At 69.6% G+C, this 23,360-nt stretch carries 21 protein-coding genes; 9 read left to right on the forward strand and 12 right to left on the reverse strand.

Going from position 1 to position 23,360, the window contains the following annotated elements:
• Positions 1-155: 155 nt before the first annotated feature.
• Entirely contained in the window at positions 156-1,691 is a 1,536-nt protein-coding gene (locus ACFPZI_RS18940) for an ISKra4 family transposase (RefSeq protein ID WP_381364482.1), read from the reverse strand.
• Positions 1,692-1,711: 20 nt separating this feature from the next.
• The gene (locus ACFPZI_RS18945) at positions 1,712-2,200 is read right to left on the reverse strand and encodes a hypothetical protein (protein WP_381364444.1); all 489 of its coding nucleotides are present in this window, start codon (positions 2,198-2,200) and stop codon (positions 1,712-1,714) included.
• A 499-nt stretch (positions 2,201-2,699) separates the two neighbouring features.
• Here ACFPZI_RS18945 and ACFPZI_RS18950 point away from each other — a divergent pair, with 499 nt between their 5' ends.
• Positions 2,700-2,912, forward strand: a complete 213-nt coding sequence (locus ACFPZI_RS18950) for a hypothetical protein (protein WP_063793876.1) — start codon at positions 2,700-2,702, stop codon at positions 2,910-2,912.
• Between the two features lie 252 nt (positions 2,913-3,164).
• On the opposite strand, the gene ACFPZI_RS18955 is transcribed toward ACFPZI_RS18950, so the two are convergent.
• Positions 3,165-3,851 carry an IS110 family RNA-guided transposase gene (locus tag ACFPZI_RS18955; protein WP_381364446.1) on the reverse strand — a complete coding sequence of 229 codons (687 nt, stop codon included), beginning with the start codon at positions 3,849-3,851 and terminating at the stop codon, positions 3,165-3,167.
• Here ACFPZI_RS18955 and ACFPZI_RS18960 point away from each other — a divergent pair.
• Together ACFPZI_RS18960 and ACFPZI_RS18965 are read left to right on the forward strand one after the other, a co-directional pair.
• Complete coding sequence (locus ACFPZI_RS18960; protein ID WP_055628890.1) at positions 3,845-4,351, forward strand: hypothetical protein; 507 nt, start codon at positions 3,845-3,847, stop codon at positions 4,349-4,351. The two genes, ACFPZI_RS18955 and ACFPZI_RS18960, sit on opposite strands and share 7 nt — an antisense overlap.
• 476 nt (positions 4,352-4,827) lie before the next feature.
• Positions 4,828-6,165 (forward strand): MFS transporter, encoded by a 1,338-nt coding sequence (locus ACFPZI_RS18965; protein ID WP_381364448.1) that lies wholly within the window; start codon positions 4,828-4,830, stop codon positions 6,163-6,165.
• A 92-nt stretch (positions 6,166-6,257) separates the two neighbouring features.
• Here the strand turns inward: ACFPZI_RS18965 and ACFPZI_RS18970 are convergent, their stop codons facing one another.
• Positions 6,258-7,379, reverse strand: coding sequence for a ferredoxin--NADP reductase (locus ACFPZI_RS18970; protein ID WP_248844158.1), 1,122 nt, complete (start codon positions 7,377-7,379; stop codon positions 6,258-6,260).
• Positions 7,380-7,751: 372 nt separating this feature from the next.
• On the opposite strand from ACFPZI_RS18970, the gene ACFPZI_RS18975 reads away from it, so the two are divergent.
• Positions 7,752-8,633 (forward strand): TetR/AcrR family transcriptional regulator, encoded by an 882-nt coding sequence (locus ACFPZI_RS18975; RefSeq protein ID WP_381364450.1) that lies wholly within the window; start codon positions 7,752-7,754, stop codon positions 8,631-8,633.
• A gap of 12 nt (positions 8,634-8,645) precedes the next feature.
• Here ACFPZI_RS18975 and ACFPZI_RS18980 read toward each other — a convergent pair whose 3' ends face one another.
• The 8 genes from ACFPZI_RS18980 to ACFPZI_RS19015 all read right to left on the reverse strand — a co-directional run bounded on the left by ACFPZI_RS18980 (position 8,646) and on the right by ACFPZI_RS19015 (position 17,837).
• Entirely contained in the window at positions 8,646-9,434 is a 789-nt protein-coding gene (locus ACFPZI_RS18980; protein WP_055628893.1) for a glucose 1-dehydrogenase, read from the reverse strand.
• Positions 9,435-9,511: 77 nt separating this feature from the next.
• The gene (locus ACFPZI_RS18985; protein WP_055628894.1) at positions 9,512-10,186 is read right to left on the reverse strand and encodes a TetR/AcrR family transcriptional regulator; all 675 of its coding nucleotides are present in this window, start codon (positions 10,184-10,186) and stop codon (positions 9,512-9,514) included.
• Between the two features lie 45 nt (positions 10,187-10,231).
• The gene (locus ACFPZI_RS18990; protein ID WP_055628895.1) at positions 10,232-12,136 is read right to left on the reverse strand and encodes a flavin-containing monooxygenase; all 1,905 of its coding nucleotides are present in this window, start codon (positions 12,134-12,136) and stop codon (positions 10,232-10,234) included.
• 49 nt (positions 12,137-12,185) lie between these two features.
• Entirely contained in the window at positions 12,186-13,754 is a 1,569-nt protein-coding gene (locus ACFPZI_RS18995) for a class I adenylate-forming enzyme family protein (RefSeq protein WP_381364452.1), read from the reverse strand.
• Positions 13,751-14,560, reverse strand: a complete 810-nt coding sequence (locus ACFPZI_RS19000) for an enoyl-CoA hydratase (RefSeq protein WP_381364454.1) — start codon at positions 14,558-14,560, stop codon at positions 13,751-13,753. Before ACFPZI_RS19000 ends, ACFPZI_RS18995 begins: the two co-directional genes overlap by 4 nt.
• Positions 14,561-14,562: 2 nt before the next feature.
• Positions 14,563-15,648 (reverse strand): acyl-CoA dehydrogenase family protein, encoded by a 1,086-nt coding sequence (locus ACFPZI_RS19005; RefSeq protein WP_381364456.1) that lies wholly within the window; start codon positions 15,646-15,648, stop codon positions 14,563-14,565.
• 9 nt (positions 15,649-15,657) lie between these two features.
• A complete protein-coding gene (locus tag ACFPZI_RS19010) occupies positions 15,658-16,815 on the reverse strand; it encodes an acyl-CoA dehydrogenase family protein (protein WP_055628898.1) in 1,158 nt (385 codons plus the stop codon).
• Entirely contained in the window at positions 16,812-17,837 is a 1,026-nt protein-coding gene (locus tag ACFPZI_RS19015; protein WP_381364458.1) for a Rieske 2Fe-2S domain-containing protein, read from the reverse strand. Before ACFPZI_RS19015 ends, ACFPZI_RS19010 begins: the two co-directional genes overlap by 4 nt.
• Positions 17,838-18,167: 330 nt before the next feature.
• Between ACFPZI_RS19015 and ACFPZI_RS19020 the strand changes: the two genes are divergently transcribed.
• The 5 genes from ACFPZI_RS19020 to ACFPZI_RS19040 all read left to right on the forward strand — a co-directional run bounded on the left by ACFPZI_RS19020 (position 18,168) and on the right by ACFPZI_RS19040 (position 23,324).
• Positions 18,168-19,130, forward strand: a complete 963-nt coding sequence (locus ACFPZI_RS19020) for an alpha/beta hydrolase (RefSeq protein WP_381218567.1) — start codon at positions 18,168-18,170, stop codon at positions 19,128-19,130.
• 13 nt (positions 19,131-19,143) lie between these two features.
• Positions 19,144-19,872 (forward strand): SDR family NAD(P)-dependent oxidoreductase, encoded by a 729-nt coding sequence (locus ACFPZI_RS19025; RefSeq protein WP_381218568.1) that lies wholly within the window; start codon positions 19,144-19,146, stop codon positions 19,870-19,872.
• Positions 19,873-19,937: 65 nt separating this feature from the next.
• The gene (locus ACFPZI_RS19030) at positions 19,938-21,605 is read left to right on the forward strand and encodes a flavin-containing monooxygenase (protein ID WP_381218569.1); all 1,668 of its coding nucleotides are present in this window, start codon (positions 19,938-19,940) and stop codon (positions 21,603-21,605) included.
• A gap of 54 nt (positions 21,606-21,659) precedes the next feature.
• On the forward strand, positions 21,660-22,427 hold the full coding sequence (locus ACFPZI_RS19035; RefSeq protein WP_381364461.1) for an IclR family transcriptional regulator: 768 nt from the start codon (positions 21,660-21,662) through the stop codon (positions 22,425-22,427).
• A gap of 147 nt (positions 22,428-22,574) precedes the next feature.
• The gene (locus ACFPZI_RS19040; RefSeq protein ID WP_063793878.1) at positions 22,575-23,324 is read left to right on the forward strand and encodes an SDR family NAD(P)-dependent oxidoreductase; all 750 of its coding nucleotides are present in this window, start codon (positions 22,575-22,577) and stop codon (positions 23,322-23,324) included.
• Positions 23,325-23,360: the final 36 nt, after the last annotated feature.

The raw sequence follows: 23,360 nt of genomic DNA on the forward strand, positions 1-23,360 counted from the left end.
CCACCACCCCTATGCCCGACCAGGCAAAACGCCGTCCTCAAGCTCGGAAAGACAACAGCTTCTAAGCCTCGGCTCTGCCAGCCGTTGGGGAACGGCGAACTCGCGGAACGTTGCACAAACGCCTTTGGGTGCAGATCTGATGAGGGTGTTGTCGATCAGGCCGTGAGTATGAGCTGGTCGCGGTAACGCGCCTGGTGGTTGCGGGCGAACTCCTGCTTCTCGTGCCAGGACCAGTAGGTGTCGAAGTCGCCGTTGGCGCGCAGGGCGCGGAGCTTGAGCACGGCTTCGGCTCCGGGCAGGCCCCAGCGGGCTCCGGTGATGTCGAGTCGGTCTTTGACCAGGTGGCGGCAGGCTCCTTCGATGATGCCGGTGGCGATGGGCCAGCCGCGTTCCAGCGCGGTGTCGTAGCGCAGGTACTGGGCCTTGTTGCGGAGGTAGCCGATGGCGTCGTCGATGCCCTTGCGTCGCTTCTTCTGCAGCTGGGCGGTGCGGGCGGCTGTCTGCAGGGCGGCCGCGACCTGTTCGGCGCCGCCGCCGAGGATGGTGCGGGCGTGTCGCGCGACGAAGGCTTCGGCGGCCGGGTCGCCGGCCTCGTGTAGGCACCAGGCCGCGTCCCAGAGGTATTCGAGCACGTGGATGAGGTCGATGACGATGTGTACCTTCACGCCCCGGCGCTCGGCCTCGGCGTTGATCAGGTCGAGTTGGTGGCGGGCCCCGTCCACGAGGACGACCCAGCACCGGCGGTGGGTCGGGTCGCGGTGCTCGGCCTGGTCGAACACCGCGGCCACGACCTGCGCGGCGGTGTCGTCGATCGAGCCGGTCAGCCACTTGGACCTGGCCTTGGGCCCCGGACGGCGTTCGTGCCCGTCGCCGTCGCCGTCGCCGGGGTCGGGGTCGGGGTCGGGGTCGGGGTCGGGGTCGGTGATGATGTCGTCGACGCCGCGCTCGGCGGGCTCGGCGTCGTAGACGGCGCCCAGGGTGGCCATGCGCTTGCGACCGTGCTTCTCCCCGGCGGCCAGGCGGGACTTCATCTTGTTGCCGCCTTTGGCCGACGCGGCCTTCGCGGTGTCCTCGCGCAGCGCCTCCGGCCTTATCACCACGCCCTTGCCGTCGACCGAGAGCACCAGCGCCGTGGCGTCGGTGCACGGGGCGGGCACCAGGGCGTCGTAGAAGGAGTCGATGTCGGCCGCGGCGCCCACGGCCAGCTCCTGGACCTGCCGGTGCCCGATCCCGGCGCCGGTGACGGCGTTGATCCGCTCGCACGCCTCGGCGAACGAGCCCCGGGAGGCCTCGATCGCCGCGAGTTTGGCCAATCCGTGGCTGTGCATCCCCGCCGGCAGGTTCAGCACCGCGTCGGCCGGGTGCAGATCGGCCACCTTGGCACCGCGGTAGGCGATCCTGGTCACCGTCACCTTCCCGAACACCGTCGCCAGGATCCGGGAGCGGCCCCGCTCGATCCGGGTGCGCTCCACGCCCGTGGCGTCCACGACCTCCGTCAGCCGCTGCTCGGTCAGCTCCCGCAGCCGCAGATGATCCTGGAACAGCTGCCGGGTCACTTCCCGCATCCGTGAGCCCAGCAGGTCTTCCAGTTGGGAGTGCGTCAACGCCGCCGCGTCGGTGGACCCCAGCTCTTCGGTAACCTGATCGAACAGGCAGCGGGAGGCGGCGAACACGGTCTCCGCGGTGGCCAGATCCGCCCCGGCCCCGCCGCTCACCGCGCACCCGACCGGGACGACAGCGTGAACAGCCCCGGCTCGGTCTCGGCCAGGATCTGGCGCTCGACCAGACGCTTCAGCTTCGACCGCATGCCCTCGACGTGGTTGGCCTGCGTCCCAAGCCCCCCGGCGGCGCACACATCCTTGCACCGCAACGGCCCCGGAGCCTCGGCGAACGCCACCAGGATCCGTCGGTAGGCCGGCGAGGTCACCGTGGCGTCCCCGGACGCCTCCGCAGCGAGCATCACCGGCGCCAGGTCCGTCAACGGCAACACCGCCAACTCCACGTTCCCCACCGGGGCCGCCGCCCCCGGGCCGTCGGACAGCACCTCGTCCACCGTCTCCCGGGTGATCCGCAGCCGCGACAGCTCCGCCTCCACCCGTGACAACTCCTCGGAAAGCCCGGCGATCTGCTCACGCAGCCGATCGGCCCGGCCGCGAGCCGCTGCTTCCCTGGCCTCCAGCGCCTCAATCAACGACGGCACCACACCACCCACCCCGGAACGGCGCCCGCACCCACGGCGGGCTCAACGCCGACGACCGTAGAAGGCAGCCGACCCGGTGACACCGCAAAACCCTGCGAATCACCCCAACGAGGCACCCTCACAAGATCTGCACCCAATCGATATGGATGGGTACCCACTGACACTGGAGCAGTAGAGGTAGCCCACCGGCGCGTCACCGTCCCCTCGAGGTCGGGGCAGGCCCGATGCACGTCCGTCTCAACGCCGAGGAGCGCGTCCATCTGGTGCCACCTTCGGTCCGACCATCGAGAGCACCGACGTGTGAGGGGCCCCAAGCTGGGGGCTTCACCATGGACACCCTGGAGTTCCTCACGGCCCACTACGAGGAGATAATCGCCGCCGGGCGGGCACATCACCGCCCCGAACACCTGGCGGCCTCGCCGAAGGCGGTCGAAGCCGACGAACATACTCGACCAGCCCAACGGTGATCAAGTGCACCGGTTCACCTTCGACTGAGCGGGTGCCGTTCGACAACAAGGCCAGCGAGCAAACCATCCGGATGGCCAAGGTACGACAGAAAATCTCCGACGGTTGGCGCACGATGCTTGGCGCCGAGCGCTTCTTCGCCGTGCGCGGTTACCTGTCCACCGCCGCCAAGCAGGGCAGGAACCGGCTCGACGCCATCACCCGGCCCTTCGACGGCCGAGGCGTTTGGGTCCCCATCCCTGCCTGACCGCCAAACCAGACACCGTGCGAGCTACAGCAACGGCTCCAACTCCCCGTCGCAGACGGGGACCAGGTGTGATGCTGAAGTGGCGGCGCTGCGGCTGCCGGTCATCCCTGCGCCGCGCCCGCGTCGTGGGTGCGGGGCGGCATGGTGTGGTTCGGCGCACGACCGACGGGATCAATCATGAATACGGCCTCGCCGCGGTGCGGGGGCCAGACACTCCAGCGATCTTGCGTCGGTCGTGGTTCCGGATGCTGATCACCCCGATTCCTTGCGGGCCAGGCAGCGTACTTCGCCGTCGCGTAGCCCGTAGTAGACCAGGGTGAGCAGCTTGCGGGCCGCGGCGGCCTTGGCGATGCTGCGTGCCTCGACGCCGCGGCGGGCCTCGATGCGGTCCCGGTGAACACGCATCGGGGTGTTCTCGGGGGCGCGCTGGACGGCCTCGACGGCCGCCCAGCGCAGCAGCTTCGAGCCCTGCTTGGTGAGGTGCCCGCGGTGCACCTTCACGTCGGACTCGTGGTGGCGGGGTGTGAGCCCGGCCCACGAGCACAGGTGCTTGGGATCGGGGAAGCGGATCACGTCGCCGATTTCGGCGACGAACACCGCGGCCAGCACTGGCCCGATCCCTCCGATCTTCTGGATCGCCTGGTAGCCGACGTCGTCGGCGAGGCGAACAGCGATCTCCTTGTCCAACACGGCCACCTGCCGGTTCAGTTCATCCATCACCGCACGCAGGGAGCGCAGTCGTGCGGCGAAGCCGGCGGGCAGCGGCAGCTCGTCGAGGAACGCCGTCCCGTGCGCACCGAATAGATCACTCATGGGCATCGCGGTGCCCATCTTGGCCACCACGCCATGGGCCTGGTTGCGGCAATTCGTGCGCAGAGTCACCAGCTTGTAGCGCCCGCGCGCCATCTCGCGTAGTTCGCGCGTGGCGGGCGGTGCCATCCAGGCTTCCGGCAGCCGACCACGCCGCCGGCGTCGCCTGGGGCGTCGTCGGCGCGCTCTTCGCCGCCGTCATCCCCACCCTGTTTATCAACTCCGGCATCCGCCACGGCCACTGGGGCGACCGCCACGTCGGCGCGCGCACAGCACGCCTGGTCGTGATGGCGTTCATCCTCGCCTCCATCACCGCAGGCACCGCCCTCATGGCCGCCCTCGGCGCGCCCCGCACCATGACCGCGCTCGTCGTCGCCATGTTCACCACCCTCGCCGGGCTGACGGCGGTCACCTTCACCTGGAAGATCTCCGTCCACGCCGCCGTCGCCTCCGGCAGCATCGCCCTCCTCACCCTCACCTACGGCCCCTGGCCCCTCGCCGCTTACCCCCTCGTCGCCCTCGTCTCCTGGTCCCGCACCGCCCTCCGCGACCACACCCCGGCCCAGGTCGCGAGCGGGGCTCTCCTCGGGGCCGTGTTGGCGAGAGTGACCTTCGCCGCCGTCAGGTAACCGACCCGGACGGGGCGGCGGCTGCGCGCCATCGCCCTGTCCGGGTCGGTTCTACCCACGGCTCCCTGCCGTCCACGGCCCCTTCCGCAACGACTTCTGACGCGCGACACCCGTGACAAGCCCGCCGCATACCCCGCAAGAGAGAAAAGCGAAGGCCATTGCGGTAGAGAGCGGTTCACCACCACCTCCCGTTCCCGGTCAGCGGGAGCAGCGCCGAACCTGATCCGGCAGCGCCTTAGATTCAACGAGCCGCGTGGCCCACGTCACATTCACGGTCGCCATGCGGGCACACCACGTCGGATCCCATCCCGAGGGAGAAATCGTCATGGGTCCAGAAGTTGTCGCGCCCACGCCGGGAGAGCCCGATGCCCGGGGCTGGAGCCCGCGTCTCGTCCTGTCCATGCTCAGCCTGGCCATGGTGCTCGAACTGCTGTCGATCAGCTACATCATGGCGGCAACGGCGCTCCCCCAAGATCATGACCCACTACCAGACGACCCAGGGCGCCTGGGGCACCTCGTCCTTCCTGTTGGCGGGTGCGATGAGCAGTCCGATTCTCGGCAAGCTCGCGGACATGCACGGCAAGCGGCGGGTCCTGCTGCTCGCGGTGACCGGTGCGGCGGTGGGCGCGGTCGTCTCCGCTGTTGCGCCGACCTTCGGCTGGTTCCTCGTCGGCAGGGCGTTGCAGGGCCTGCTCGGTCCCTCCATGTTCTTGACCTACTCGTTGATGCGTGACGTCTTCCCGCCGCGGATCCTGGAGCTGGCGGTCAGCATCGTGACCGCCGGGCTGGGGATCATCCTCATCCCGGCGCCGTGGGTGACCGGCTGGCTGCTGGACCACTACGGCTTCCGTGGCATCTTCTGGTTCTTCGCGATCGCGCTCGTCGTCCTCGCCGTAGCCATCCGGCTGACCACCGAGGAGAGCACGGTGCGCACCGCAACGCAGGCGGTGGACTACCTCGGCGCGGTCCTTCTCGGCGCCGGATTGGTCGGCGTCCTCACCGGGGTCAGCTTCGGCACCGACTGGGGCTGTTCCTCCGCGCGCACCGTGGCCTTCATCGTTGCCGGTGTCGCGCTGCTCGCGCTGTGGGTGATCACCGCGCTGAGGACCAGCGAGCCGCTCATCGACCTGCGCTTCTTCGCCCGTCGCTCCGTCGGCCTCACCGCTCTGGCGTCCGGGTTGGGCTCCGGCATGATCGGCGGCTTCGCCACGCTTCTGCCGATCATGGTGATGATGCCGACGGTGGCTGGCCTGGGCTACGGCTTCGGTACCTCCGCCGAGGGCTACGCGATCTACCAGGCGCCGTGGTCGATCGCCTCGGTCCTCGCCGGACTCGGAGTCGGATTCGCCGTACGCAGGATCGGCTCCCGGCGCGTGCTCATGACGTCGGCCGTCCCCCTGGCGCTCGCCGCGCTGGGAGCTGGCCTCATGCACGACAGCCGCGGGCTCGTGGTCGTGTGGGCCGCCGTCTTCGGCATCGGCCAGGGGCTGCTCTACTCCGGAACGGCCAACGCGGTCATCGACGCGGTCCCGGCCTCCCTCCAGGGCTCGATGGCATCCATGGTCCAGGTTGTGCAGCTCGCCCTGGGCGCGGTCGTTCCCGTCGTGCTGTTCGCCATCATGAACGGCCGCGGGGTGACCGTGGTCCAGGGCGCCGTCCTCTACCGCGAGTCGGGGGTGACCACCGGCTTCGTCGTGCTGGCGGCGGTCGCCGCGCTCGCCGGGATCGCCGCCCGGTGGCTGCCGCACGGGATGGGTCACCAAGCGGAGCTTCCGCTGCCGGCGCCGTCGCAGGTGCTTGCGGCGGAGGCCTGACACGGGTGCTCGGCTGAGAGCACGGCGTCCCCATGGCCGTTGACCGTTGCCGGCTCGCCTGCCTGGTGCAGGCGAGCCGGAGCCCGCTCACATCAGAACGCGATCTCGATCGGGCCCGCATCGGGGCGTGACTGGCATCCGAGCACGTAGCCTTCGGCCAGGTCGGCCGGGTCCAGGGCGTCCGACTCGGACATCAGCACCTTGCCGGCGACCACCACGCACGCGCAGGAGCCGCACTCGCCCGACCGGCAGGAGTACGGGACGTCGACCCCGCGGTCCAGGAGCACGTCGACAAGCGTCCGATCCATCGGCCAGTCGAACCGGTGGGCCTCTCCGGCCAGGTTCACCACCGTCTCGACGGAGGGTCCCGTGGAGCCCGTCGGGGTCGGGCGTGCGGCGAACGGGTCGCCGGAGAGCGATGCGAAGACCTCTTGGTGGTGGCGTTCCGGTGGGAGGCCTGCCTTTCGGATCCCCTCGTTCACCATGTTCATGAATGGCGCCGGTCCGCAGACGAATGTCGCACAGGACGGGTTGTCGGCCGCGATGGTGGCAATGTCCTCGAAGGACGGAAAGCCCTGGTGATCGTCGAGCCAGTGGACAACCCTCAGACGGTCGTCGAAGGCGGCCTCGAATTCTTCGAGTTCACGGCGAAAGATGATCGAGGCGTGATCTCGATTGGCGTAGAAAAGAATCACCGAGGACTGGGATCGGTGCAGGGCGGTCTTCAAGATCGACATGATCGGCGTGATGCCACTGCCCGCCGCGAACAGCAGCAGGTCGTCCTCGTCGCCGTCGAGAGTGAACCGGCCCGAGGGGGGCAGGACGGTGATCGTGCTTCCCTGCGCGAGGTTGTCGCACAGCCAGTTCGATCCGTACCCGCCGACGGTTCGCTTGACGGTCACCTTCAGGTCGTCGTCGATGCCGGGGGCGCTCGACAACGAATACGACCGGGCGACGTGTCCTGTGCGGTCGCTCGGAATGCGAAACGTCAAGAACTGACCGGACCGATACGCGAAGAGTTCGCGGAATGCGTCCGGACACCGCAGCACGATCGACTTCGAGTCCGGGGTCTCCTGGATCACGTCGACGACGATCAGTTCGTGTCCGATCACAGGTGCGGGTGAGGCGATCGAAATCGCCTCCGCACTCTGGGCTGGTCCCATGGGAATCCCTTCGTCGATGCCCTCCGCGAGCCGGTGGGCGATGCCGGGCAACACCCAAGGGCGCGCCGCTCGGCGCAATCGCCGTCACAGCGATGCTCGCCGATGTTAAGGTAGCCACTGGCTACAGCAGCGTCAACCGAGACCGGCTGCTGTGAGGAATCAAGCCATGCGGATCGCAGAGGGGGCTGCGCACCGGGGTCGGCCCCGCCGAGCGACGGCGCTCACTTCCGACACTTTCGATCTACGTCAGGACGAGGTTCTGAGAGCATGCTCAACATGAAAGACGGGAGCGAGGCCTCGGCCTCCCTTGATGATGTCTGGACAACGCCAGAGGTGGCAGACTTTCTCAAGATCAGTCGCCAGGCGATCAATCGGCGCGTCCGGAGCCGAAAGATGCTGGGCTACCCCGGTCGCGGAGCAACCTTGTTCCCGGTCTGGCAGTTCGATCCGGAGAACGGCGAGGCCCGCCCTGAGGTGGCGGAGTATCTGGCGGCCTTCGCGGAGGACTTCGACCCGCAGGACATCGCCCGGTGGTCGATCACGGGCGTCGGCGCGTCGGGTCGGACGCCGGCCGAACTGCTGATCCGTTCGGAGACCAGGGACGAGGCGCTTCGGTTGGCCGAGGCCTACGCTCCCCTCCCGGTCGAGGAGCGCACCGCCCCGGCTGTCGACCCCCACGTCAAACCCACCGGCAAGGACATCGACGAGTGGATGCCGTCGCCGGACGAGATGACCGGCGCGCAGCACGCCATCCTGCTCGCCGCTGCCGATCTCTTCTCGCGCAAGGGCCCCGCGAGCGTGTCGCTGCGCGAGGTCGCCGCCGCCGCGGACGTGTCCTACGGCCTGATCCACCGGTTCTACCGCACCAAGGAGAACCTCTTGGTGGCGGTGATGGAGCTGCTCGTCTCCTACTACGGCGAACGGCTGTCCAGCGAGCGTGACATCTACGCCGCGATCGACAACTCATTCGGTTCGGACGTCGACGCGGGACAGTTCGGCCGGATGCTGGCATGGTCGATCCTCGAAGGCATCCGTCCCGACCGCCTGATCGGCACGGCCCGTTCACGCGGCTACCGTTCACAGATCGAAGCGCTGTGGGAGAACCCGACCGCGCCGGAGACGCGCGAGGAGTTCGACGCGAACGTCGTGGCGTCCCTGGTCGCTCTCATCGGCTCCGTGTGGGACCTGTACGAGCCCTATCTCGCGGAGCTGGCGAACAATCCGGAGCACAGTCGTGACGACGTGCGCCGGGAAGTCACCGACATCCTGAAGGTCCTTGTCCACGCGACGCGTCCGCGCAGATAGGGCGGTCGCGTGTCACTGGCCCATGACGTACTTGACGGTGGGGCCGGCGGTCCAGCCGCCGTCGACCGCCAGCTCGGCGCCCGTCATGTAGGAGGCGACGTCGGACAGCAGGAAGACCACGGCGGCCGCGATCTCCTCCGGCTGGCCGACGCGGCCCATGGGGGTGTTGGGGTAGTTGCCGTCGCCGGACTGGATGCCGGTCTCGGACGTCATCGGGGTGTAGGTCATGCCGGGGTGCACCGAGTTGACGCGGATCTTCGAGGTGCCGAGCTCCACGGCGGCGAGCTTCGTGAGGCCGCGCACGCCCCACTTGGAGGCGCCGTAGCCGGCCGTCAGCGCCAGCCCGATCAGGCCGGCCGCGGAGGAGATGTTGACGATCGAGCCCGCGCCGCGCGTGCGCAGCGCCGGCACGGCGGTCTTCATGCCGATGAAGACACCGGTGAGGTTGATGTCGAGGACCCTGCGGAAGTGCTCGACGCTCTCCGCTTCCATGAGCGTCCCGGTGGCGATGCCGGCGTTGTTCACCAGGCCGTCGAGCCCGCCGAACTCGGCTGTCGCGAAGTCGACGGCCGCCTGCCACCCGGCCTCAGAGGTGACGTCCAGCCGGACGAAGCGGGCGCGGTCGCCCAGCTTCGCGGCGGTCTCCTGGCCCTCCTCCTCCAGCAGGTCGGCGATGACGACGTTCGCGCCGGCGGCGACGGCCTGGCGGGCGACCTCGACGCCGATGCCTCGGGCTGCGCCGGTGACCAGGACGGTCTTGCCGGTCAGGTCGATGCCGGGGGTGGTGCTGGTGGTGGTCATGTGCAGGTCTCTCTCACTCGGGTGTCCTGACGAACGAGCACGGGGGCCGACCGGCCTCTCGCCCGCCGTCGCGGAGGTCATGGGGTCGGCGGTGACGCGAGCAGAGGGGCCCGCAGCAGCGCCGTGGTGGTGGCGGCGAGGTCGTCGAGGAAGAAGCGCTCGCCGGTGAGCGGGGTCCTGCCGTCCAGGTACTGGCGGGCACGGTCGGCGAGCGCTGCGCCGATGACGGTCAGCGCCAGGTCCAGGCGCTCCAGGCGGACCGGTTCGTCGAGCCGGTAGCGCCGGGCCAGGAGGTCGGCGATGCCGGTGAACAGCTCCCAGTAGGGGGTCCCGACGAGAAAGGGGTGCGGCGTGCCGGTGCGCACGCCGCTCTCGCGACTGGACTGCGCGTTGATCAGCAGCCCGTACCAGCCGCGCTCCTGGGCCAGCTCGGTGGCCTCCGTCTCCACCAGCAGCGTGACGGCCTCCGCCAGGGGGTCGGCCTCACCGTCGGATGCCCGCGCGCGGTCTGCCTGCCGCGCGGCCAGCCGCTCGGTGAGGACGCGGTCGACCCGCTGCTGTCGGGCGCGCATCACGGCCTCGAACAGCCCCTCCCGGGAGCCGAAGTGGTAGTGCACCGCCGACGGGTTGCTCTGACCGGCCAGCCGGACGATGTCGCGCAGCTGGGCCGTGTGCACCCCGTCCACGGCGAACAGCCGCTCGGCCGCGCGCATCAGCTTGTCCTTGGTGTCGCTGCCCGCGCTGGTGGTCATGGAGGCAAGTTTAATGCTGCCCATTATTAATGCAACTGCGGGGGCCTACTGCTCGACCGCCGGGGTGAAGTGGAAGTGGGAGTCCTCCGGGCCCGCGCACATCTCGTAGAACTTCTCGCCGTTCCACGGTGCACTCATCTGCAGCCGGCCGAACGCGTTGACGTAGTAGTTCTTCTCGATCGCGGAGCTCGGCGAGAGGTAGATGAGCTTCTGCGCCTCCTCGTGCAACCGGTCGTTGAAGTCCTCGAAGACGTCCTGGCGAACCGCCATCGCCGAACGGCCGTGCTCGATCATCCCGACAATGCACTGGGCGATGTAGCCGGTCCAGATCTCGAACCACACGGGCAGTCCAGATCCGCTCGCCACCGGCTGCGAGTTGGGGCCGTAGAGCATGAACAGGTTCGGGAACCCCGGGACGGTCATGCCGAGATGGGCCTGGGCCCCCCGAGCCGCCCAGACGTCCTCCAGCGTCGCGCCGTCGGGACCGTGGTACTGCGTCGGCCAGATGTACTTCTCGGTCTGGAAGCCGACCGCGGCGATGACCAGCTCCGCGTCGCGGGCCCGGCCGTCGGCCGTGACGATCGCGGTCCCGGTCATCCGGTCGATCGGGGTCGTGACGAGCTCCACGTTGTTCCTGGTCAACGAGGCGTACCAGTGGTTGTCGACGACCGGTCGCCGGGTCATCGGCGGGTAGTCCGGAACGAGTCGGTCGATGAGGTCCTGCCGCCCGTCGACCTGGTGGGAAATGTAGCCGACCAGGAGCTCGCGCAGCATGTCGTTGCGCTCGCTGACGGCGCCGCCGTTCGCGATCCACTCCTCGTCCGGCATGAGCACGTTGCGCAGGTCGATGGTGCCCAGTCCGGCGGCGTACTTGTTCCAGTTCCAGTAGTACGGCATGTGCTGGATCAGCCACTGGAGCTCCCCGGCGATCGGGGCCCCGTAGTGGGCGCGCGGGGAGATCCACTGCGGCGTGCGCTGGTAGACGGTCACCGACTCGGCCTTCTCGGCCACCTTGGACAGCAGCTGGACGCCGGTCGACCCGTTCCCGATGATGGCAACCTTCCGCCCGGCGAACTCGACGTCGTTGCTCCACCGGGCGGTGTGCACGATCTCTCCGGTGAAGCCGGAGGCCCCCTCCACCGGCAGGTCGCGCGGCGTCGCGAACACGCCGCTGGCGGCGACCACCACGTTCGCCGTGACGTCGGCGCTGGAGTCCTCGCCGTGCACCGTCAGCGTCCAGCGCTGCGTCGCCCCGTCGAAGCGGGCGACCTGGACGTCGGAGCCGAACCGGATGTGCTCGTGGACGCCGTACTTGCGCGCGACGTAATCAAGATAGGCGCGGACGTCCGCCTGCCGGGCGAAGTACTCGGTCCACGGATACTTCTTCTCGAACGAGTACTCGTAGCTGAAGCTGAGCGTGTCGACGCGGACGTCGGGGTAGGTGTTGATGCTCCACACGCCGCCGACCTCGGCGCGCCGCTCGTAGATCGTGAACGGGACACCCAGCTGGGCGAGTTGGACGCCCATGGCGATGCCGGCGAAGCCGGCGCCGACGATCGCCACGTGGTAGTCGTGCGGGGCCCTCTTCTCCCCGGTCCACTGCGCCTGGAAGGGCATGTCGGTGAAGGCCGGGATGTGGTGGCGCATGATCAGGTCGTCGGGGCCGAGCTCGCGCGCCTCGGCCATCTGGAGCAGGTCGACGATCTCCTCCCGCGACGGGACGGGGAGCGCGGCCTCGTCGGGCTCGGTGAGCAGGTAGTCGACGGCCTTCGCCCGGATGAGCGCGATGTCGTCGGGGGAGAACACGACGGTGTCGCCGACCGGGCCGAACGCGCGCTGCGGAGTGACCGCGGCGATCTCCGGATCGCGGGTTGCCTGGTAGAGCGCCATTCGCAGGGCGTTCACATCCGCGCACTCGACGGCGCACTCCAGGTAGTTGCGTGATGGCATGGGGCCCTCCTCTTGATCTGATGTCTGGTGGCGGCAGGCGAGCGGGGGCTCACGCCGTGGCGGAGGCGGCCCGTTGCTCGATGACGGACTGCCGCAGACTCTGCTTGCGGATCTTCAAGGTCGGGGTCTTCGGGATCTCCGGGACGATCACGACGTCCTCGGGGAACTTCACCGGCGAGAGGCCGGCATCGCGGCAGTGGTCCCTGATCTCGCCGACCCCGATGCCGGGGGTGCCGTCACGCAGGACGAGCACGGCGCAGATGCGCTCGCCCGCACGGTCGTCGGGCAGGCCGACGACGGCGACCTCGGCCACCTGGGGGTGGCTGGCCAGCACCTCTTCGATCTCCACCGGACTGATCGACTCGCCCTTGCGGATGATCAGGTCCTTCTCCCGGCCGACCAGGACCAGATGCCCGCTCGGCTCAAGCCTTCCGGTGTCACCGGTGAACATCCAGCCGTCGGCGTCGAAGGGACGGGCGATCCCGCCGTCGGTGATGTAGTGCTTGAACAGCATGGGGCCGCGCAGCCACACCCGGCCTTCCGCGCCGGGGGCGAGCACGTCGTCGTCCTCGGAGCGGATCTGCACCTCGCATCCGAGCACGGGGCGTCCCGTGGTGGTGGCGAGCTGCTCGACCGTGTCGCTCATCCGGGCCGAGGCGATCATCGGGGACTCGGTCATGCCGTAGGCATGGAGGACCGGGACGCCGACCTCGTCAAGCACGTCGCGGAACAGCTTCTCCGGCATCGGAGCCCCGCCGCCGGTCAGCATGCGCAGGGTCGGGACCACGGGGGTGCCCGGGGTCTTCCGCTGCTCGTCGAGCAGGAGGGCGTAGTGCGGGGTCGATCCGCCGGTGATGGTCACGGCGTTGCGGCGCATGAGTTCGACGGCGGCGACCGGTTCGTAGACCTCCATCAGCAGCAGCGACATGCCGCTGGTCAGCGAGGTGATCAGCAGGTCGGGGCCGCCGATGTGGGCGTAGGGGAACAGGATGGTGCCGACGTCGTCGGGACGGGCCCCGATCGCGTCGGCGAGTGCGACGCCGCCTGCGATGAGGGTGCTGTCGGTGTGGCAGACGCCCTTGGGCGCCGAGGTGGTGCCGGAGGTGGTGTAGATCCAGCGCACCTCGTCGTTGCCGAGCGGTGCGGCGGGGAGAGCGGTCGGGTCGGCCTCGGGCAACTCGTCCCCGAGGATGAGGAGTTCGAGCCGGCCGTCGCTCGCGCCGCGCAGCTCGTCGGCCATCGCCCCATGGTCGAACCCGCGGAACTCGGGCAGCATGATCAGCCACCGCGACCCGCACTGCTCGATCATGGCCCCGACCTCGCGCGCCCGGTAGAGCGGGATGATCGGGTTCTGGACGGCGCCGAGACGTGACAGCGCCAGGCTGAGCACGATGGTGTCGATGCGGGTGGGCAGCTGCCAGCTCACCGTGGCTCCGGGTTCGACGCCCCGGGCCAGCAGCCCCGCCGCGACGCGCTCGGCCGCCGAGACGAGCTCGGCGAAGGTCAGGCGCCAGTCGGACTCGTCGATGACGGCGACCGCGTCGCCGGTGGCGGCAGCCCGCAGCGTCAGCAGTCCCCACAGCGAGGTCGCGTCGGCGGGTGGCATGTCTGTGTTCACGCGTCTGCCTCTTTCGTACGTGCCTTCGACGGAAGCGGGTCCGGCGTCAGGAGCGGGTAGCCGGTACGGAGCAGCGCGTTGGCGTGTCCGTGCCAGTGGATATCGAAGGCCGACTGCAGCGCGGCCTGCTGGCCCATGACGTCGAGGGTCTGGTTGACCGCGCGTTTGGCCGTGGCCAGCGCCCACGGGTCCATCTCCGCGATCTCGTGGGCCAGTTGCATCGTCCGGGTGTCGAGTTCGTCGAGCGGGACCACCCGGTTCACCATGCCGGCGGCGAAGGCCTCGTCGGCGGTGAACTTGCGGGCCGTGAACAGCATCTCCTTGGCGCGCCGGGCGCCGAGCTCCCAGGTGTGCGCGTGGTACTCGACGCCGCCGACGCCGAACTGCACGACCGGGTCGCTGAAGTAGGCATTGTCGGCGGCGACGATCAGGTCGCAGGGCCAGATCAGGTTGAGCGCGCCGGCGACGCAGGCGCCCTGGACCGCTGCGATCGAGGGCTTCGGCACGTCGCGCCATCTGCGGGAGTAGCCGAGGTAGTGCTCGGTCTCCCACCGGTAGGCGCTCTCCAGAACCGTCTTGCCCTCCCGGAAGTAGCCGGGAGCCGGGGTCTTGAGGTCGTGGCCCGAGGAGAAGTGCTTGCCGTCGGCGCGCAGGACGACGACCTTGACCGCGTCGTCCTCGGCGGCCTGCCGCCAGCGTGCGTCGAGGTCGCGCAGCAGCGACTCGTCCTGGGCGTTGTGCTTGTCCGGGCGGTTGAGGCTGATCACGGCGACGGAGCCGTCCAGGCGGTAGCCGATGTGGCTCACGGTCATGCTCCTGTGTAGATCCGGTCGAGTGCGGACACGATCTCGGCGTCGTTGACGGCCGCGGAGCCGAAGTCGTACTGCCAGCGCTTGGCTGCGTCGGTGAACAGGTGGACGTTCGACTCGACCATGAATCCGATGCCGGCGTGCACCTCGTGGGCCGCGTGGACGATCTGCAGCGCGGCCTTGGCCGCGTGCTTGCGCATCAGGCCGAGATGGGGCTGCGGATCGGTGCCGGCGTCGATGGCGCGGGCCGCCGATCGCGCGTGCGCCGAGGTGAGGTGCGCGGCGATGGCGATGTCGGTGCACAGGTACTGCACCGCCTGGAAGCGGCCGATGGCCCCGCCGAACTGGTGCCGCTGCTGCGCGTACAGCACGGTCATGTCGAGCAGCCTCAGTCCGGCGCCGTGGACCTGTGCGGCGCTCAGCACCGCGCCGCGCTGCTCGGCGAGCTCGACCGCGCGGTCGGCTTCCTCGCCGCGCGCGAGCACGGCGTCGTCGGCGACGGGGACGCCGTCGAAGGTCAGCGCGAACATCGGGTGTCCGCCGATGTTCGGGAGCGGTTCGATGCCGGTCGGCGCGCTCGCGTCGATCAGGGCGACCACGCCGTCCCCGTGGTCCCCCGTTTCGGCGTGGACCAGGAAACTGTCGGCGTGATCGGCGTAGGACACCGCCAACGCGGTGCCGTTCAGGGCGCCGTTCTCGTACGAGACCGCCGAGCCCCACTGGGGGGAGGGGAACACCGGGACGACCACGGACCCGCCGTCGCCGATGCTCTCGGCGACGCCGAGCGCCTTCCCGGTGCCGATCGCCAGCAGCGCGTCGCGGGCCATGGTCAGTTCGAGCAGGGGTGTGGCGGCCAGCGCGCGGCCCGACTCGACGAAGATCCCGGCGATCGTCCCGAGCGAGGGGCTGTCGGGGTCGGAGCCGGTGGGGTCGCCCAGTTGGAACCACCCGAGTTCGGCGAACTGGGCGATCTGATCAGCGATCGCAACCTGGTTCGCCCGGTCTTCCAGCGGGGAGTAGCGCGCGAAGACCGACTTGCTGACCTCGGCGAGGGCGGCGTAGTCCTCGCCCCATGTCAGATCCATCCTGTGCTCCTATCGGGGAAGGCCGAGGCCTCGCGTCGCGAGCACCATCCGCTTGAGTTGGGACGTTCCGCCGGCGTGGTTGGCGAACGACTGCCGGTACCAGGCCTCGGGCCTGCCGTGGAGCGGGGCGTACCGCGAACCCGGCCGGAGTTGGGCGGTCGGGCCGAGGACGCGGTCGTAGACCTGGGCGAACAGCGGCTCGTACTCCTTGGCCACGACCTGTTGGACGCCGCCGTCCCAGGGCGTCTTCCGTCCGTTCGCGGCGTTGCCGATGATCTCGTAGGCGAGCAGGCGCTGGGTCTGGACCATCTCGGCGAGCTCGGCCAGGCCCGCCCGGACATGCGGGTCGTCGAGCTTGCCCGGAACGCTCCCGCAGTGCGCGACCAGGTCGTGCAGTCGCTGCTCCTGCATCGCGTAGATGGGCTCGACGGTCCCCGAGGCGTAGAAGGCGCGCATGATGTACTGCCAGCCCGCGCCCTCCTCGCCGATCAGCGAGGTCCCCGGCACCCGGACGTGGTCGAGGTAGGTGCTGGACTGCACGCCGCCGCCGTAGTTGCGCATCGGGTGGAGGGTGACGCCGGGGCTGCGCAGATCGACCATGAAGATGCTGATCGCGTTGCGCGACGCGGCTCCGGTGTCGGTGCGGGCGGCCACGTAGAGGACGTCGGACATCGGTCCCCACGAGGTGAACGCCTTCTGCCCGGTGATCACCCAGTCGTCGCCGTCCTTGACAGCCTTCGTCTGCAGGGAGCCCAGGTCGGAGCCGGCCTCCGGCTCGGTGAGCCCTTCGGCCCACAGCGTGCGCATGGCGGCGATGTCGGGGAGGAGGCGCTTCTTCTGCTCCTCCGTTCCGCCCACCAGGATGGTGCCGGCGGCGAGGAAGATCCCGACCGAGTTGATCATCGGCGCGTCGGCCGCGTACAGCTCCTCCAGGAGGATCTGGTTCATGACCGGGGGGAGCCCCTTGCCGCCGTACTCCTTCGGCCAGGTCAGGCCGATCCAGCCCTGCGCGGCGACCTTCCTGCTGAACTCGACGGCGATCGCCCACTGCTCCGGGGAGTCGTCGAACTCCGGGTTGAAGGCGTGTTCCTTCGGCAGCTCGGCGTCGAGGAACGCACGGATCTCGGCGCGCCAGGCCTCGTGTTCGGGTGCCAGTGCTTCTCTCACGACGCGTTCTCCGCTCGGAGCGCGTCGGTGCCGGCGCTCTGCTCGACGCCGCCGTTTCCGAGGTGTCCCTCGGGGTAGAAGCGACGGGCCCACTGGCGGATGTCACGGAAGCCCGCGGCCTCCGCCGTGGCCAGGCCCGGCGGCTCGGTGTACCGCTGGTGCTCCCAGATCGCGACGTCGGCCTTGAACTGCTCGACGGCGCTGCGCAGGCGCTTGGCGACCCGCGCGTCGCCCTCGCCGTCCTCCTTGCTCGCCCATGCGGTGAACCGCACGAGGGAGCGCTCGTCGTCCACCGGCGTCACCGCGGTCACCGAGCAGATGCCGCCCACCCCGTCGGCGTAGGAGAAGCCCAGACCCAGGCCGAGGAGGGAGGCGCGGGTGCGGCCCTCGACGATCTCCTGCGTCCCGTCGCCGCCCCGGCGCTTGAAGTCCAGGGCGAGCTCGGTCCTGAAGTCGTGCTCGCCGAACTCGCGGCGGACCACCGTCGGGATCTCGTCCGCGCGGTGGACGTACTTGAAGTGGGCGAAGTCGACGCCGTTCTCCGCGGCGTACTGCGGATGGATCGGCAGCGCCGGCGTCTCGAAGCGGCCGGCCTCGCCCAGCTCGTGGAAGCCCGTCGCGGGACCGGATTCGGGGAAGAGCTCGAAAACGCTCGGCACGTCGTAGAGCGGAGCGCCGCCGTCGGCGTCGTGCCAGAGGTACATGAGCCCGTCCCGCTCGGCCGCCGTCCACGTGCCGATCCTGCGGACCCGGTTGGTCGTGGCCTGGTACGGGATGCAGGTGTTGCGCCCGGCCGGGCTCCACTCCCACCCGTGGAAGGGGCACCGGATGTCCTCGCCGGACACGGAGCCGCCGTGCCCGAGGTGGGCGCCGAGATGCTCGCAATAGGCGTTCAGGACCACCAGCCGGCCGCTCCGGGCGCGGTAGGCGACAAGGTCCTGGCCGAAGTGGCGCAGCGGCTTGACGTCACCGACCGCGAGGTCGGTGGACCAGCCGATCTGAAACCACCCCGTTGGCTTCATCGACAAGGCCATTGATGACACTTCATCCTCCTGATCTGCGGCAACAGCGGCTCTCAAGACAGCTGCCCGACTGTTCTGCGGGCCGGCGGCACGCGCGGATCGCTCACGACACCTGCGCTGCGGTGGACAGCACTGTAGCCAGCGGCTACCAGTGCGTCAACGAAATCGCCGACCGATTGTCGGGGCGTCGAATACCCTGGCAATGGTTGACGACGATGTAGCCACTGGCTACGGTGCGGATGCGATCGCTCGGGTGACGGCCATCACATATCTGCGGTCCGGGAAGCGGACGATCGCCGGTCGTGCCGACGAAGGCACAAGGGAGAGGACATGATGGTGCATCCCGTCGACCCCGACTACCTGCCGATGACGGGGTTCCTCCCGCGTCTCGAACTCTCCGACGTGGCGGCCGCCCGCGCCGTCATCCGCTCGATGGGCGCCGAGGACCCGATGGCCGCCGTCCCCGAAGGGGTCGCCGTGGAGATCCGGCAGGCGTCGGCACGTGACGGCTCGGAGATCGAGGTCGTGGTCTTCCGGCCGGCGCACCGCCCGGCGCAGCCGCCTGCCGTTGTCGCCTACTTCCACGGCGGAGGGTTCGTCTTCGGCGACGCCCGCACCGACGTCCGGGTTCCCTCGGCCCTGGCCGCCGACCTTGACGCCGTGGTGGTGTCGGTCAACTACCGTCTCGCTCCCGAGTTCCCGTTCCCGACGCCGTTCGACGACTGCTTCGACGCACTGGCCTGGATCGCCGGCGACAACGACCTCGGGATCGACCCGACCAGGATCGTCGTCGCCGGCATCAGCGCCGGCGCGGGACTCGCCGCGGCCGTCGCGCTCAGGGCACGCGACGCCGGCGGGCCCGCGGTCTGCTTCCAGGCCCTGGACTCGCCTGTTCTGGACGACCGTCTGCGCACCGTCTCGGCGACGGAGTACACCGACTCCCTGCTGTGGAACCGGCCCAACGCCGCCGACAGCTGGCACCACTACCTCGGGACCAACGCCGACCTGTCTCGGACATCGGAGTACGCCGCCCCCGCACGCGCACGCGACCTCGCCGGGCTCCCGCCGGCCTACATCACCGTCTCCTCCTTCGACCCGCTCCGCGACGAGGGGATCGAGTACGCGCAACGGCTGACCGACGCTGGCGTGCCCACCGAGCTGCACCTGTATCCCGGGACCTTCCACGGCTCCGCCGGAGCGTTCCCGCAGGCCGCGATCTCCCAGCGGGTCAACGCGGACTACACCGCCGCCATCCGACGCGCGCTCGCGCCGTCGAACCACGCACACCGCTGAGAAATGGGGAAGCATGCCGTACCGCTTCGAAGGAAAGGTCGCCATCGTCACCGGTGGCGCGCGCGGCCAGGGCGAGCAGATCGTCCGGGCCCTGGCGCGTGAGGGCTGCTCGGTCGTGATCGGCGACGTGCTCGACGACCTGGGGAAGAACCTCGCCGACGAGCTCGGGGAGTCCGTCGTCCACGCGCACCTCGACGTGACGGCCCCGTCCGACTGGGCCGACGCGGTGGCCCTGGCGACCTCCGCCTTCGGCGGGCTCGACATCCTCGTCAACAACGCCGCGGTCTACCGGCGGCAGCTGCTGGAGGACGAGACCCTCGCCGAGCTCGACAAGGTCCTCGACGTCAACCTGCACGGGCCGTTCCTCGGCATCCAGGCCGTCGTCCCCGCGATGCGCGCCCGGCAGGGCGGATCGATCGTGAACGTCTCCTCGCTCGCCGGGACCACGTCGTACGCCGCGCACGGGTCCTACAGCATGTCCAAGTGGGCCCTGCGCGGGCTGACCAGGACCGCGGCGATCGAACTCGTGTCGTCCGGCATCCGGGTGAACGCGGTCCTGCCCGGCAACCTCCGGACGACGATGTCGCCCACGACCGCCGGCGGCGAGACCCCGACCGGCCTGAAGCGCCAGGCCGACCCGTCCGAGACCGCCAACGTCGCGGTCTTCCTGGCCTCGGACGACGCGTCGTTCGTCAACGGCACCGATGTCGTGGCCGACGGCGGCTCCCTGCTCGGCTGGTAGGCCCCACCCCACCCCCGCGCGAGTCGAGCCGACGACGCGCTCAGATCTGATCCTTGGAGCAACCCATGTCCACCTCGGGACCGGCGGACGACCGTACCCCCCAACGCTTCGACGTCGTCGTCATCGGCGCGGGCTTCAGCGGCATGTACGCCCTGCACCGCCTGCGCCGACAGGGCCGGCGGGTCGTCTGCCTGGAGGCCGGCGACGGCGTCGGCGGCACCTGGTACTGGAACAGGTACCCCGGCGCGCGCGTCGACATCGAGAGCATGCAGTACTCGTACTCGTTCGACGAGGCCCTCCAGCAGGAGTGGTCGTGGTCGGAGCACTTCGCGCCGCAGCCGGAGCTGGAGGCGTACGCCAACCACGTGGCCGACCGCTTCGGCCTGCGCGAGGACATCCGGTTCGGGACGCGGGTCGACGAACTGACCTTCGACGAGACCGCCGACGAATGGCGCGTCGGGACAGCCTCGGGCGAGTGCTTCGTGGCCGCGTACGTGATCGCGGCGACCGGCAGCCTCGACGTCTCCCACGTTCCGGACTGGCCCGGCTCGGAGCGGTACCAGGGCGAGACCTACCACACCTCCCGGTGGCCCAAGGAGGGCGTCGACTTCGCCGGCAAGCGCGTCGGCCTGATCGGCACCGGTTCCACCGGCATCCAGCTCACCCCGGAACTGGCCGCCTCGGCCGGCCACCTCACCGTCTTCCAGCGGACCCCGAACTTCAGCCTCCCGTCGTTCAACCGGGAGTTGGACCCGGAGTACGAGCGGGACTGGAAGGAGCACTACGCCCAGCGGCGCAAGGAGGTGCTGGCGACCCACGGGGTCGTCCTGATGAGCAACGCCTCCGAGCAGCGCTCCATCTTCGACTACACCGAAGCGGAGCGCGAAGGGGTGATGGAGCGCGCCTGGAACGCCCGGAACGGACTCGAGTTCATCCGCACCTTCACCGACACCTCCAGCGACCCGGAGGCGAACGCGATCCTCGCCGAGTTCGTGCGGAACAAGATCCGGGGCATCGTCCACGACCCCGAGACCGCCGAGCTCCTCTGCCCGAAGACCTACCCGATCGGCGGCAAGCGGATCTGCGTGGACTCCGGCTACTACCAGACGTTCAACCGGGACAACGTCTCGCTGGTCGACGTCCGCTCGCACCCCATCGTGGAAATGACCGAACAGGGCCTTCGCACGAGCGACGCCGAGCACGAGCTCGACATGATCGTCTTCGCCACCGGCTTCGACGCCATGACCGGGTCGATGCTGAAGATGAACCCGACCGGCGTCGGCGGAGTCCGACTCGCCGACCGGTGGGCCGACGGCCCGAGGACCGTCTTCGGCCTGACGACGGCCGGGTTCCCGAACCTGTTCATGGTGCACGGTCCCGGCAGCCCGTCCGTTCTCGCGCAGATGATCACCGTCGGGGAGTGGCAGGTCGACTGGATCCTGCGGACCATCGACTTCCTCCAGGAGAACCAGATCTCCCGCTTCGGCACCACGACCGAGCTGGAGGACGAGTGGGCCGCCGAGGTGGAGGCCGTGGCCGCGCGCACGATGCACGCGAGAACCGACTCCTGGTACGTGGGCGCGAACATCCCCGGCAAGCCGCGGGTCCTGCTGATGTACGTCGGCGGATTCCAGCGCTACTCCGACCGGTGCACCCGCGCCGCGGACGAGGGCTACGTCGGGTACGTGGCCCAGAAGCGTCTCACCCCGAGCATCACCGGCTCCGACAACTGAGACAGACGCCCAGGTCCGTGCCATGCGCCGACACACCGTTCGGGAGGAGCCACAGTGAGCGCAACCCTGGCAAAGGCACCCCGTCCCGCTGCCGCGACAGGCGTCGGCGTCGTCCGCCGCATCACCCAGCTCCTGGATGCCTTCGTGGACGCGCCCGGACACCTGCTGCTCGAAGAACTCACGGGCATCACCGGCCTGCCCCGCTCCACCGCGTTCCGACTGCTCGGGCAACTGATCGACCAGGGATGGGTCACCCACGACGCCCGTGGCTACGCCCTCGGCCCCCGCGCCTCCCTGATCACCACTCAGGCCCACAGCCAGGAGGAGATCCGGGTCACGGCACATGAACAGCTGAACACGCTCCACCTGCGCACCCGCGCCGTCGCGCACCTCTGGGTCCTCACCGGCGGATTTGTCTACTGCCTCGACAAGGTCGGCGGCCTCGTCGACGACAGCGTGCCGACCGGTGTGGGCACGCGCATTCCGGCGGCGGACAGCGCCGGCGGGCGGGCCCTCCTCGCTACCATGGCTCCGGAGGCCGTCTACTGCCTCCTGGCCGACGTCCACCGCAGGGCGCTGTCGGAGAGCGAGCAGAACGCCGTTCACCAGCGGCTCGCAGCGGTCCGGGCGCAGCGGGGCGTCGCCTCGGAGCAGGCCAGGAACCGGAACGGGGTCTCCGCCGTGGCCGTCCCCGTCACCCACCGGGGCCAGGGGATCGCCGCCGTCTCCCTGGCGTGGCGCGGTGCGCTGGCCAATGCCGACGCGGTCGTTCCGCAGCTGTTCACGGCCGCCGGCGTGATCCGCGCGAGGCTGGGCTCCTGACGGGAGCCCGCAGCGACGTTGTCATTGACGCAAAAGTAGCCACTGGCTACGGTGGTGAAACCTTCGCTGGGGAATCCGCCCAGCATCTCCGCGCCGCCGTCGTAGAGGCGCTTTTCGCCGATACGAAAACTTATGAAGGGTTGCTCAATGGCCGGTCGCATGCAGGAGAAAATCGTCATTGTCACCGGGGGTTCGTCGGGCCTCGGGCGCGCGATCGCCGAGCTGATGACCGCCGAGGGCGCCCGTGTCGTCATCGCGGACATCAACCAGGAGCAGGGCGAGACCGTCGCGAAGGAGATCGGGGTCGAGTTCGTCCGCACCGACGTCAGCAACCCGACGGAGGTCGACGCCCTGGTCAGCGGCACCGTCGCCCGCCACGGGCGGCTCGACGTGATGTGCAACAACGCCGGCTTCATCGGCATGTCGCCCCTCGTCGAGACCACCGACGAGAGCTACTCGCGCATGGTGGACGTCAACTTCGGCGGCATCTTCTACGGCACCAGGGCCGCCGGCCGGGTCATGGTCGGGCAGGGCTCCGGCGTCATCGTCAACACCGCCTCCAACGGCGGCAGCTCCCCCAGCGAGGGGATGGCGATCTACAGCGGGACCAAGGCCGCCGTGATCGCCATGTCGAAGGCGGCGGCGATCGAGCTCGCACCGCTCGGCGTCCGGGTCAACACGATCTCCCCCGGCACCATGCTCTCCGACATGGTCCCCGACGTGCCCGGAATCGTCGAGATGCTCGACAAGCTCCAGCCCATCGGCTACGCCGCCAACCCCTCCCAGATGGCGACCGGCGTCCTCTACCTCGCCTCGGACGAGGCCAACTACGTCACCGGTCACGACCTGGTCGTGGACGGCGCGGCGACGGCCGGCCGGCGCGCGGTCGGCAGCTGAGCCGCGTCGGCGTTCTCGGCCCCCGGCACTCAAATG

The sequence above is a fragment of the Streptomyces chlorus genome, from assembly GCF_042655885.1.
GTDB lineage: Bacteria > Actinomycetota > Actinomycetes > Streptomycetales > Streptomycetaceae > Streptomyces > Streptomyces chlorus.